This is a genomic window from Chryseobacterium sp. FW101-FHT12H09 (assembly GCF_058790395.1).
In genome coordinates this window covers 54,227-66,738 of the sequence record NZ_JBYTCP010000003.1, presented here as the reverse complement: position 1 = coordinate 66,738, position 12,512 = coordinate 54,227, and the positions used below count along the sequence as shown (strand labels likewise).

The window sequence follows — 12,512 nt, the reverse complement described above, 5'->3', positions numbered from 1 at the left end:
CCATAAATGTTAATATTTTAATGGATAATGACCATATTTTAACACGTTACGAATTTAGTCCATAATTGTTTCTTTATATCGCTTCAGATATTCTTTAGGTGAGTATTTCATAATCATCCGGAAAACACGATTAAAATTAGTCAGACTATTGAATCCGCTATTGAAAGCAACAGACGAGATATTGTACATGTTTGAAGATGTTAAGAGCTTACATGCACGTTGTACGCGTAAATCATTAAGATATTCAATATAAGTAATGCCAGTACGTTTTTTAAAAGATCTGCAAAAAGCTTGTGGCGTCATACAGGCTTCTTTTGCAACATTGTCAAGTGTCAGCTTATTTTCGGCAAAATTTTTCTTGATATAGTTTTGTGCATTTATAATCCGTTTATCATTATCAGAAATATGACTGGGTAAATTTTTTCCTGTAGATAAGGGAATATGTAAATGTCTGTTTTGCATCAGATGGCTTAAGATCTTTACAAAGTTTATGATTTGATCAATACCCATTAATTTTTGTAATTCTTTGATTTCATTGCCTATTTCGGCTTTTAATTCATGTGATACTTGAAATCCAAATTCCGAATGAGTTATGAAATTTTTAAGCTCTTCAAATTCGGGTAGATCAAAAACCCCGGCAATCTTTTTATAAGGATCAAAGAAAATGGATACCGAATGAACTTTATGCTTTTCATCTTTATTAAAGTCTGCTTTAAAGACGTGTGACTGATTAGATCCTAGGTAGAAAATATCACCAGCTTCAAAATTAAAAAGGCTTTGTTCGATGGCCAATGTTCCGTGACCTTTTACAATCCACATGATCTGAGTTTCATCATGACGATGAAAATAAGGATAAAAATTAGTCATTATATCTTCCTGAATACGAATGCTTTTACTGGTATTGGCAGGAACTGAAAACTGGAGACTTTTCATATAATATTAATACTTTATGTTAGTGGAGAATATAATATGTTAAAATATTACCGAATTTAAGCAAAATATAAACATTGAATATCATATTAAAATCCCAACTTTATATATTGTTTATTTTTTATAAACAAACCCATCATAAATAGTACAAAATTGTAACTTTAAACCTTTAAATAAAAGTATTTATCATATGTTTTCAGCACAAACTTATCAAGAAAGAAGAACCGCACTAAAAGCCAATATGGGCAGTGGAATTTTATTGTTTTTGGGAAATATAGAAAATCCTGTGAACTTTGAACACAATCCTTATTATTTCCGTCAGGACAGTACTTACTTATACTATTTCGGAATTCAGGAACCAAGGATTGCTGCAGTTATTGACATTGATGAAAATAAGACCATTATTTTCGGGGATGAATTAAGTATTGATGATATTGTGTGGATGGGAAGACAGGAAACACTGAAAGAGAAAAGTATAAAATCCGGTGTGCAGGAAACTTTACCCTATACAGAACTTTCTAAATATATTCAGAAAGCGCAGGCTTCTAACAGAAAGGTACATTATCTTCCTCCCTACCAGTCTTCCAATAAAATTTTATTGGGTGAACTTCTTGGAATTAAAATAGCAGAATTGCAGCCTTCTGTTGAAATGATCAAAGCAATCGTAAAACAACGTTCTGTAAAAGAAGCTCAGGAAATAGAACAGATAGAACAGGCTATCAATGTATCTAATGAAATGCACTTATTAGCAATGCGTATGGTAAAACCAGGTGTTAAAGAATATGAAATAGCAAATGCTATTCAATACCTTGCTGCAAATAAAGAATGTCAAATGTCTTATCCACCCATTGTTACTATAAATGGAGGAATACTTCATAATCATTATCGCCTCAATACTTTGAAAAGTGGAGATCTTTTCCTTAATGATTCCGGAGCTGAAACAGCAATGGGATATGCTGGTGATTTAACGCGTACATTCCCTGTAGATACTACTTTTTCTACCAAACAAAAAGAAATGTATGAAGTTGTTTTAAACGCTTTTGAGAATGCGCAACGTCTTTTGAAACCTGGAGTAAAATTTAAGGATATCCATTTAAAAGCTTCCCAATATCTGGTGGAAGGTCTTATTGACCTGGGATTAATGAAGGGAAACCCTGAAGAAGCCGTTAAAAATAATGCTCATACTTTATTTTTCCAATGTGGGCTGGGTCATATGATGGGCTTGGATGTTCATGATATGGAGGACCTGGGCGAACAGTATATAGGATATACCGAAGAAGAACCAAAGGATACCCAAACATTCGGGCTTAAATCTCTGCGTTTAGGGAAAGCGTTAGAACCGGGATTTGTTGTAACGGTTGAACCGGGTATTTATTTGATCCCGGAATTGATCGATATATGGCAGGCTGAAAATAAAAATGCAGACTTTATTAATTATGATAAAGTAAATGAATACCGAAATTTTGGAGGAGTACGCGTTGAAGATGACTTCCTGATCACCAATGACGGATACAGGCTTTTAGGAAATGGTCTGATTAAAACCGTTGCGGAAATTGAAAACTACAGAACAGAACATTTAGCTTAATTAAATACCTTATATGAAAGATATAAAAAAACTAATTTACATTGCATTATACTTCTTGTGTTTATCGCCAATTGCTGCACAAAAAACACAATGGACACCTGATGGTAACGCTTATTATTCTTTTACTAAAAATGGGATCGAAATCGTTGATTTACTGAATCCCGGAAAAAATCAGTCTTTTTTAGGTAACAGCGAATTAATTCCTTCCGGAAGTTCTGAAGCTTTAGAAGTACAGAGTTTTCAGGTATCTCCGGATGAGAAAAGTTTATTACTCTTTGCTAATACTAAGAAAGTCTGGCGGGATAATACACGCGGTGATTACTGGATTTTTAATAAAAACAGTAAAAGGCTTACACAGCTTGGAAAGGGATTACCAGAATCTTCTCTTATGTTTGCAAAGTTCTCTCCGGATGGTAAAAAGGTTGCCTATGTATCTAAACACAATATCTATATTGAAGATCTTTCAAACAATCAGTTAAGTAAAATTACCAATGACGGTACTGACAGAATCATTAATGGTACTTTCGACTGGGCTTATGAGGAAGAATTTGGTACTCAGGATGGTTTCAGATGGTCTCCGGATGGAAGTAAAATTGCTTACTGGAAATTAGATGCACGCAGCACTAAAAATTTCCTGATGATCAATAATACAGATAGTCTGTATTCGTTTACCGTTCCTGTAGAATATCCGAAAGTTGGAGAAAATCCCTCTGGTTGCAGTATTTGGTTGTACGATTTAGCCGCTAAATCTTCAAAGAAGGCCAATATTGCAGGCGATGAAGTACAAAACTATATCCCAAGAATGGAATGGGTATTGGATTCCAAATCCATTATCCTGCAACAGCTGAACAGAAAACAAAATCAAAGTAAGATTGTTGTTGCTGATGCCAATTCTGGAAGCAGTAAGACTATTTATACTGAAACAGATCCCGCATGGATTGATATCAAATCCCGTTGGAACGACAATGACCCTAGCGGATGGGACTGGATCAATAATGGTAAAGAATTTTTGTGGTTATCTGAAAAAGACGGCTGGAGACATATCTATAAAATAGACATGAACGGAAAAGAAACATTAATTACAAAAGATGCTTTTGATGTGATACAGCCAGAGTTTTTTGATGTTCCTAATAAGCTGATCTACTTTTTAGCGTCACCAAAAAATGCTACTCAGGAATATTTATACAAAGTGAGCATGAACGGAGGAAAGGCAGAAAGAATAACGCCTGAAGCTTATCCAGGCTCTAATAAATATGCAATATCACCCAATGGAAAACTGGCGATGTTTAATAATAGCAGCGTCAGCGGACATTCAGTTGGAGCCGTGATATCACTTCCCGATCATAAAGAATTGGTAGCCGCAAAAAACTCTGCAAAAGCAGATCCTTCAAAATCTAAAGCAGAGTTTTTCCAGATCACAACACAGGATGGGGTGACGATGGATGGATGGGTGGTAAAACCTAAAAACTTTGATCCGAATAAAAAATATCCGATTGTTTTCACGGTTTATGGAGAACCTGGAGCACAAACAGTAACAGATAGCTTCTATACAGGCTGGAATGGTTTATATATTGGTGATATGGCTCAGGACGGGTATTTATATGTTTCTCTTGAAAACCGTGGAACACCGGCACCGAGAGGACGTGAATGGAGAAAATCTGTTTACCGTAAAATAGGACAGCTTAATATTCGTGATCAGGCAATGGGAGCTAAAGCTTTATTTGCTAAATGGCCTTATGTAGATACTTCCAGAGTTGCCGTATGGGGCTGGAGTGGCGGAGGTTCTTCCACACTGAATCTTTTAGGACAGTATCCGGATATTTACCAAACGGGAATAGCAATTGCTCCGGTAGCGAATCAACTATTTTATGATAATATTTATCAGGAAAGATATATGGGACTTCCACAGGAAAACAGAGAAGATTTTGTGAATGGTTCTCCCCTCGCTTATGCTAAAAACCTGAAAGGAAATCTTTTATTGGTTCACGGAACAGGAGATGATAATGTACACTACCAAAATACAGAGGTATATGTCAATGAACTGGTAAAATACAATAAACAGTTCCAGCTGATGTCCTACCCTAACAGAACACACTCCATTAGTGAAGGAGAAGGAACATCACTGCACCTAGCAACATTGTTTACAAAATATTTAAAAGAACACTGCCCTCCCGGAGCAAAATAACAGATAAAAAAATCCCACAGTAATGTGGGATTTTTTATTTAAGACTATTTCTTATTTTAATTGTCTATTTTCTCTTAAACACCAGCGTCCAAATTCCACGGCTTGTATGTCCTCTGTGACTTTCAGATACCTGCATAATGATTTTCATTGTTGTTTTATCCAATTGCTTTACTTCAAATCTCTTCTCATAGCCAGCCTTTCATAACATCGTTATTTTAATAGAAAAGAAGATTAGCCTAATGTTCCAAATTTAGTGAGAATCTATTTAATTATGATGAAATTAGTACGGATGTCAAATCATCTGGGCCATACAATTTGATTAATCTGGGTGCATAAAGAGGTTCAGGGAGTTCATATTTTTGTGCCAATATAATACAATACTTATGAAAGATTCATTTAAAATCCCGCAGCTTCTTTTAAGATGTGCATTGGGAATTACATTTTTAACTCCTGTGTCTGACAGATTAGGACTTTTAGGTGCTCCCGGTACCGGAAATATTGAATGGGGAAACTGGGAAAATTTTATTAATTATACCACTACCCTAATGCCATTTTTAGACAGACCTATGGTGAATATTATGGGTGGTATTGCTACCGTATCGGAATTGCTTATTGGTATTCTTCTGATTATTGGTTTTAAAACAAAATACGCCGCACTTGGGGCTTCGTTGCTTACATTAACATTTATTCTATTTATGATCTTTTCTGTAGGAATACAAAAGCCAATCAATTTTGGAGTTTTTACAGCAACTACAGCAAGTTTCTTATTATCACGTATGCCGAATTACAACTGGAGTTTGGATAACCTGTTAAAGAAAAAGGAGAGCTAATTATTTCCAAATATGAATGTGATGAAAAAAATTCTTGTTATCAATGCAAGTGCCAATATAGAAACCTCATTCAGCAGAGATCTCAGCGATACTTTTATTAGACACCTGAAAAATGGAAGTCAAACTTACCCAATCAATTACAGGGATTTAGCAAAAACTGAAGTTTCACATATCAGTCAAAGGTGGATTGAAGCTGATTCAAAGAAGAGAGAGGAAAGAGATGATGAAGAGCTTGAGATTCTGAGATCCAGTGATATTTATATTCAGGAACTACAGGAAGCAGATATTATAGTGCTTGCAACACCAATGTACAATTGGTCTATTCCAAGTAGTTTAAAGGCATATCTTGATCAAATCCTACGTTTCAATGAAACTTTTACTACCAATCCAGAAAAGAATGACAAACGATACTTGGGTATGCTTAAGAATAAAACCCTTTTTCTCTTATTCTCCAGAGGAAGCCAGGGCTATGGAGAAGGAGAAAGAAATGAACATATGGATTTCCAGAGCAAATATTTAAAAATGGTTTTTGGCATCATGGGAATCGATCATATTCATGAATTCGCTATCAATGGAACCAAGCGGAAAAATGATGAGTTATCTGGCGAAATAGTAAAATTGGGCGACCAATTGGCCCATTTGATTCATAGTGAAATCAAATAGCAGATTTACAAAGTTCGCGTTCATTTGTATCATCTGGGCTGTATATTTTTTAAAATCTGGTCTATAAACACCATCCAAAAACACCTTACCTTTGACCTATGAAATTAATGCAACTTTCTATATTTGAGAGGTATTAGAATAATAATTATAAAATTAAATAATAAAATGGCAACACGTATTAAAATCGACCAAGTAGAACCAGCAGGTTACAGAGCAATCTTAGGTCTTGAAAAATTCATTGAAAGCACTCCATTAACGAAAACTCATAAAGATTTAATTAAGATCAGAGCTTCACAAATAAACGGTTGTGCATTTTGTATAGATATGCATACTAAGGAAGCACGCACAGCCGGTGAAACCGAGCAACGTATCTATGCACTTAATGCATGGCGTGATACTCAGTTTTTCACTAAGGAAGAACGTGCTATATTGGCTTTGACAGAAGAGGTGACTTTGATTGGTAACCATGTAAAAGACAAAACCTACCAAGGTGCGTTAGAAGCCTTAGGAGAAAGTTATCTGGCTCAGGCTATCCTTGCTATAATAACAATTAATGCATGGAACAGAATAGGCATTACAACACAGCTGATTCCGGCTTAAGTTCGTAATCTTAATCAGATCATTTATACAGATCATCGCTGCTCCTATGAAAAATATGGAGCAGTTTTTTTATATGATATTCTATCTGCTAAAGCTTTTTAAAGTTTTATTAATCCTAAAAATCAATCCAGCATGCTACCCTATAAATCACTGATACAACTTAACAGAGATTCGAGTGTCTCACTTTATGTTCAGCTATGTAACAGCTTTATCAACCTCATTACTAATGGTACACTTCAACCTACAGATGTATTACCCAGCACACGTGTGCTTTCCGAATTAATTGGGCTTAACCGGAATACAGTGAAATTAGCGTATGAAGAACTGATAAGCCAGGGTTGGGCTGAGTCTATAGAACGTAAAGGGGTATTTGTATTCTCTAAATTACCTGTTGTTTCAAAGAATAAAGGAAATGCTTCTACTGAAATTTCCAATAAACCAGGGGAATCATTTATTTGGACAAACCCTTTTCTGGGAAGAAAAGGAAGTGACAATTTCCAGCATTCCGTTTTAACGATCGATGATGGATTTCCTGATGTACGATTGACACCAATTGATCTTTTAATGCGGGAATATCGAAGCATTTCTAAAAAGTTTTATGGAAAAAGCTTCTTGAAATATGGATACCCAAAAGGCTCAGAACATCTTCGTAATGCTTTAAGCAGTTACCTTGCCAATACAAGGGGATTAACGGTTAATCCTGAGAATTTACTAATTACAAAGGGTAGTCAGATGGGTATTTATCTGTCCACTCAGCTTTTACTTAAACCCTCAGATCATATTGCTGTTGGAGTATCGAATTACCGTTCCGCAGATGAGATATTCAAATATGTAGGAGCTAATCTTTTAAGGATTCCTGTGGATCATTCCGGAATGGATATCGATTTTCTGGAAGAGGTTCTAAAGCATACGTTAATTAAAGCTGTTTATATTATTCCACACCATCATTTTCCAACCACTGTAACCATGAGCATGGAAAGAAGACTGAAATTGATGAGGCTTGCCAAAGAATACCGTTTTGCCATCATTGAAGACGATTATGATTTCGATTTTCATTACAATAATAAACCTTATATCCCTTTAGCCAGTATAGATCACAACAGGAATGTCATCTATATCGGATCCATTACAAAAACTTTTGCTCCAGCTCTCCGAATAGGCTTCATGGTTGCTGACCCTGTTTTTGTAGAAGCTGCATCGTCATTACGGCAGTTAATAGATAAACAGGGAGACTCATTATTGGAAGAAGCATTTGCGTCCTTATTTGAGAATGGAGAAATGGAAAGGCATTTCCGTAAGTCTCTGAAAATGTATAGACAGCGCAGGGATTTATTCTGTGAGATTCTTCAAACCAATTTCAATGATGCTATAACCTTTAAAATTCCTGAAGGAGGGCTTGCGGTCTGGTCCATATTCGATAAAGCTATACACCTACCCGATCTTTCACAAACGGCGGCAAAGAATGGATTAAAAATCGCTGATGGTTCGTTTTACAACAATGAAGTATTTATACCAAACGGTCTTAGACTGGGATTTGCATCACTTAATGAGCAGGAGATCGAACGATCCTTAGAGTTGCTACGAAACAGTATTTAATACACTAATTATGGATTGCCTAGCAAGTAAATTTTACGATTACATCTGAACACTGATGCCAACAATACTCCTGAATATTTTTTGTTCGTGATCATAAGCGGGCATCACCCAGATCGTAGTTTGAAGTTTAGGAATCGTATATCGTACATTAGGTCCAAGACCGTGATAGCGCCAATCCATAACACCCAAGCTGAATTTTTCGGAAAATTCATGAAACATATTAATCTTATAAAGATAATTTTCATGTCCGCTTCCCAACTCTCCAAGAATCAGGAATGTTGTTTTATTTTTCTTCAACCACACACTCGCTGAATACCGTGGTGAGCTCTGACCATGCTCGATTCCGGCAGTTGCTGAGAATCGAATTGAACTGGTAGGCGTATATGAAAGTCCAATTAAAGCCTGGCTCCACTGCTCACGAATCAGGCCGAAAAAGACAAGGGAAAATTGGTCATTGATCCTTTTGCTTCCATTGTAGTTGATGACAGGATTTACAGATCCATCCTGGTTAAATTTAGCATATAATTCAAGCTGAGCCTGAGCTAATGAAGGAATACTTATGATAAGAAAAGATGCTATTATTTTTACTAAAGACTTTGGCAGGATCAAAAGAAAAAAAGATGATATTTTATTTGGGAAGTTCATAAATATTGACTGATTTATAATGCAAAATTAGTCTGTTCGGTGGCCGAAGATCTGTCCCAGATTCAAGAAAGGTGCTGACCCACAAGATCCATTTTGTTTACAAGACTTAGTGCTCTATTTAATTGATCTGTCTCAGGATTTATTTAACTATAATGATATAGTCATATTTGATTTAAATAACTTTTAGGGAGTCTAAATTTGTACTTTTGTATGATATCAATACCATTGAGATGAAAGATAAAGGTCCGGGTAAAAATTTTGAATGTGACATAGAAATGAAATTACAATACTCTTATTATCAAAATCAAGATGTTATTTTTCTGGCTAAAGATCTTTTGGGAAAAATACTTTTTACCCAAATCAATGATGAGATAACGGCAGGTATCATTGTAGAAACTGAAGCGTATTTTGGAGTACTGGATAAAGCTTCCCATGCATATGGCGGACGACGCACCAACAGAACCGAAATCCTCTATCACGAAGGAGGTATTTCCTATGTTTATCTATGCTATGGCATTCATCATCTTTTTAATATTGTAACCTCTGTTAAGGATGAACCGCATGCTGTATTGATAAGAGCTGTTGAACCGTTGGTAGGAAAAGACATCATGGAACTGAGACGAAATATGCCTTTTACTAAAGCTGCTATTACATCAGGTCCTGGTTCTGCGGCTAAAGCTCTGGGAATTGATCGTTCCTTTAATAAAAAAGATCTATCCGGAGAGGAGATATGGATTGAAGATCACGGGATCCGATATACATCTGATCAAATTATAGAAGGACCACGTATTGGAGTTGCTTATGCTCAGGAAGATGCACTTCTGCCCTGGCGCTTTTTTGTTAAAGGCAATCCATATGTAAGTAAACCCAATAAGGGATAATCAGGAGAATTTAATGTGAAATTACCTGATAGAATTCACCGTAGGACCTAACAAGGTCATCAAGACTAAACCCTCTGTTCAAGCCGCTGGGATTAGGGAGTATCCAGACTTGTGCACCACAGAGGTATTCAGGTTGTTGTCCCCACATAATTTCCTTTTTTCCTGAGAAAGCTTTATAGGCTGCTTTACCCAGAAAAGCAATATATTTTGGTTGAAACTTGTTTATTTTTGTTTTAAAAGTTTCAAGGGATTGGTCGAATTCTTCTTTTGAAAGTTCATCTGCGCGGGAAGTTGCCCTTGCAACTGCGGTCGTCAGTCCATATCCAAAATCTATAATACTGGTATCATGTATAGCTTCGATCTCATAGGGTGTAAAACCAGATTTATGAAGAACTTTCCAGAAGCGATTGCTTCTTCCGGAAAAATGATGTCCATCGTCTGCGGATTTTAAACCGGGATTGATTCCACAAAAAATAACGGTGAGGTTGTTGGTGATAATATCTGTTAGCATTTTAGAAGTAGATAGTAAACTGTTTTATACAGATGATCTTCATTGTATTATAATGAGCAATTTAGAAATTTTAATTTATTTCCCATTCGTTTTGCATAAAATATCCTCTATAAGCTATATAGAGGATATGGATTATTTTCTTATCCAGAAAAATCTGTAGAAAATGAACTGTCTTTCCAACGATCCATTTCTGAATTGAGCAGTTCTATCTTACTTTTGGCTCTCATAAAAGAATCGCTTCCTAGAAATAAATTCACTGCAGGCATAGTACTGTTGGTTAATTCTAAGAATACATCTGCTATCTTATCAGGATCTCCCAGTTGAGTTCCACTCATATTGTTCATTTTATGATGATACTCACGAAGGTAATTATAATCCTCTATCTGATTTTTATTGTAGGCTATTGAATCTTCATTGGCAAAATTTGTTCGGAACCAACCCGGTAGAACATTGGTAACATGTATTCCAAGAGGTTTAAGATCATTTGCTAATGCTTCAGAAAGACCACTAACTGCAAATTTTGCGGCACAATACATCGACCATCCTAATCCTGGAGCAAAACCGGCAATTGATGAAATATTAATAATATGTCCGGATTTTTGTTTTCTCAAATACGGTAAAGCCCGCTGAATGACCTTAACAACTGCAAAGAAATTAACTTCGAAATTATCTTTTATTTCATCTCCTGTAAGCTCTTCAAGTGCCCCACCGAGTCCATAGCCGGCATTATTTACAACAACATCTAATCGCCCAAACGTATCATAACTTTTTTTTAATGACTCTGCTATAGAGCTTTCATTTTTAAGATCAACCTCTAGTGGAAGAAATCTGTCTCCATATTCTGAAAATTGCTCAAAAGCATTAACAGACCTTGAAGTTACCGCTACCCGATGTCCTTTTATTAATAATTGCTTAGCTAATGAAAATCCCATTCCCTTAGATGCTCCCGTTATATACCAAACCTTTGTATTACTCATTGTTTTATTTTTATACAAAGGTAGATGTAGAAATAGGCTCTTATTTTGTTGTATAAAAACCATTTTTTGTCAGATTCAAACCTGGCGGAAAATTGATGGGCTGATATTGGTTTGTTTTTTAAAGAATTTATTAAAATGAGCCTGATCTTCGAATCCTAGAACGTAACTGATCTCTGCAATATTCCAATTCGTATGTTTTAAAAGAGCTTTTGCTTCTGCAGTAAGTTTTTCAAAAATATGCTCAGTCGTTGTAAGGCCTGTTGCATTTTTAACGGCCCTGTTGAGGGAATTGACATGAATGGAAAGTTGATCTGCTATAACCTTTGGAGATCTCAATTCAAACCTTTGTGTTTTCGATTCTATCGGAAACTGCCTTTCCAGTAATTCATTAAATACAGTGGTGATACGAGAACTTGCATCAGGATGATGGAAAACCTCCTCACTTGGATGCAGCTGCATGGCTAAATAGATCAGTTCACTGACGTAGCTTTTAATTAATTCATATTTATAAATATAATCTGTATCAATTGTTTTAATAATTTTTTCAAAAATTGACTGTATCTCTTTTGCTTCCCCAGGCTTAAGTTTAAATACCGGATGATCTATTATTGAAAATAAAGGGAGATCACTTAGATTGATGCGAAGGCTGGTATGGAAAAATTCCTGCTTAAATACGCAAAACCATCCTTTACTTCCTGGCTCAACAGGATCATAAGTATAAGGTGTTTTAGGATCGAAAAACAACAAGGTATCCCCTTCAATGGGAATACTTTTATCTCCGTAATGGAATATATTTTTACCTTTAAATAGCATGATCTTATAAAAATTCCGGCGTATATAAGCAGGTGATGATATACCGTTAATGCTATTTTCTTCAATACTGAAAATATTAAACTGATCATTGTCTTTTCTTAAACCCTCCGAAACATTCGTGAGTTTATGTCTGTAAAATTCTTCAAGCGATTCTATTGATTTTTCCATGACTTATCGTATTGGCAAATGAAAACTACCTCTACTAATATAGGCTATTCTTATTAAATTTAATGGATAATGTCAATTAGTTTTGAAGGTTTGATTTTATACTTATTATCAATTAAAAGACTGCGTTT

The 12,512-nt window shown here is 35.5% G+C and carries 12 protein-coding genes; 7 read left to right on the top strand and 5 right to left on the bottom strand.

Features of this window, described 5'->3' with window-relative positions; genetic code table 11:
* Positions 1-54: 54 nt before the first annotated feature.
* On the bottom strand, positions 55-933 hold the full coding sequence (locus AC3WRL_RS10980; protein ID WP_492330282.1) for an AraC family transcriptional regulator: 879 nt from the start codon (positions 931-933) through the stop codon (positions 55-57).
* A gap of 187 nt (positions 934-1,120) precedes the next feature.
* Between AC3WRL_RS10980 and AC3WRL_RS10975 the strand changes: the two genes are divergently transcribed.
* From AC3WRL_RS10975 to pdxR, 6 genes are all read left to right on the top strand, one after another.
* Positions 1,121-2,515, top strand: a complete 1,395-nt coding sequence (locus AC3WRL_RS10975; RefSeq protein ID WP_492330281.1) for an aminopeptidase P family protein — start codon at positions 1,121-1,123, stop codon at positions 2,513-2,515.
* 13 nt (positions 2,516-2,528) lie between these two features.
* A complete protein-coding gene (locus AC3WRL_RS10970) occupies positions 2,529-4,700 on the top strand; it encodes a S9 family peptidase (RefSeq protein WP_492330280.1) in 2,172 nt (723 codons plus the stop codon).
* 383 nt (positions 4,701-5,083) lie between these two features.
* Positions 5,084-5,530, top strand: a complete 447-nt coding sequence (locus AC3WRL_RS10965; RefSeq protein ID WP_261512288.1) for a DoxX family membrane protein — start codon at positions 5,084-5,086, stop codon at positions 5,528-5,530.
* 21 nt (positions 5,531-5,551) lie between these two features.
* Complete coding sequence (locus tag AC3WRL_RS10960) at positions 5,552-6,193, top strand: FMN-dependent NADH-azoreductase (RefSeq protein ID WP_492330279.1); 642 nt, start codon at positions 5,552-5,554, stop codon at positions 6,191-6,193.
* A gap of 165 nt (positions 6,194-6,358) precedes the next feature.
* A complete protein-coding gene (locus tag AC3WRL_RS10955; protein ID WP_492330278.1) occupies positions 6,359-6,793 on the top strand; it encodes a carboxymuconolactone decarboxylase family protein in 435 nt (144 codons plus the stop codon).
* A gap of 132 nt (positions 6,794-6,925) precedes the next feature.
* On the top strand, positions 6,926-8,389 hold the full coding sequence (gene pdxR / locus AC3WRL_RS10950) for a MocR-like pyridoxine biosynthesis transcription factor PdxR (protein WP_492330277.1): 1,464 nt from the start codon (positions 6,926-6,928) through the stop codon (positions 8,387-8,389).
* A 39-nt stretch (positions 8,390-8,428) separates the two neighbouring features.
* Here the strand turns inward: pdxR and AC3WRL_RS10945 are convergent, their stop codons facing one another.
* Entirely contained in the window at positions 8,429-9,034 is a 606-nt protein-coding gene (locus tag AC3WRL_RS10945; protein WP_492330276.1) for a hypothetical protein, read from the bottom strand.
* Between the two features lie 230 nt (positions 9,035-9,264).
* Here AC3WRL_RS10945 and AC3WRL_RS10940 point away from each other — a divergent pair, with 230 nt between their 5' ends.
* The gene (locus tag AC3WRL_RS10940; RefSeq protein WP_251040441.1) at positions 9,265-9,915 is read left to right on the top strand and encodes a DNA-3-methyladenine glycosylase; all 651 of its coding nucleotides are present in this window, start codon (positions 9,265-9,267) and stop codon (positions 9,913-9,915) included.
* A gap of 10 nt (positions 9,916-9,925) precedes the next feature.
* Here the strand turns inward: AC3WRL_RS10940 and mug are convergent, their stop codons facing one another.
* From mug to AC3WRL_RS10925, 3 genes are all read right to left on the bottom strand, one after another.
* Positions 9,926-10,426 carry a G/U mismatch-specific DNA glycosylase gene (gene mug, locus AC3WRL_RS10935; RefSeq protein ID WP_492330275.1) on the bottom strand — a complete coding sequence of 167 codons (501 nt, stop codon included), beginning with the start codon at positions 10,424-10,426 and terminating at the stop codon, positions 9,926-9,928.
* A 140-nt stretch (positions 10,427-10,566) separates the two neighbouring features.
* Positions 10,567-11,403, bottom strand: coding sequence for an SDR family NAD(P)-dependent oxidoreductase (locus AC3WRL_RS10930; RefSeq protein WP_492330274.1), 837 nt, complete (start codon positions 11,401-11,403; stop codon positions 10,567-10,569).
* Positions 11,404-11,478: 75 nt separating this feature from the next.
* Positions 11,479-12,384, bottom strand: a complete 906-nt coding sequence (locus AC3WRL_RS10925) for a helix-turn-helix domain-containing protein (protein ID WP_492330273.1) — start codon at positions 12,382-12,384, stop codon at positions 11,479-11,481.
* Between the last annotated feature and the right edge of the window lie 128 nt (positions 12,385-12,512).